The 535-nt window shown below is 58.1% G+C and carries 1 pseudogene; it reads right to left on the bottom strand.

What is annotated here, in order from left to right:
* Positions 1 to 535 (bottom strand): annotated as a pseudogene (locus tag DVK07_RS24080) (HNH endonuclease); the annotation flags it as partial.

The raw sequence follows: 535 nt of genomic DNA, 5'->3' as shown, positions 1-535 counted from the left end.
TCAGCTCCGTGTGGATTCGCTGTAACGCCGTAATCGCTGCCTCTAGCTGTTCTTGGATCTCCGATTCACTCCCGGACGGTGTTGTCTCACCGTTTGAGTCTACGTTGTCCTGCTGGGGAGACTCGTTCCAGTCTTCAGCATCACCGTGAACACTATCCCCAGCATCCTCTCGGGCAGTATTCAGCTGTTGTTGCTCAGCAGCCTCAGCCTCGTTACTCGGTGTGGCCTCTGTGGCAGTTTCACTCGTCGCACTACCTGCTGGGTGCTGTCCGCCATCTCCACCGCGTCGGAACGCAGCGAGTGGGAAATCGTACGCACACGCTCGCTTCCGCTTGTGGAACGTCGTGCGCCGCGAAATATCGAGCACACTCATAATCTCTTGCCGGGTACACCCACGTTCCAAGGCCTGCCGAACCTGTTCATCTTCGACACGCTGAACTAACGCCTGTGGATCCGAGGGGATGTGGCCGCGCGCCGAATGCTCGATCTGCTCGGTCAGGCCCCATTCACCGGTCTCAACGTCCTGGTCGATAAT

Origin of the sequence: Halorubrum sp. Atlit-26R (assembly GCF_003666015.1) — an archaeon.
Lineage (GTDB): Archaea > Halobacteriota > Halobacteria > Halobacteriales > Haloferacaceae > Halorubrum.
Note: the sequence above shows the minus strand (reverse complement) of the source record. Positions and strands in the feature narration are given on the sequence as shown.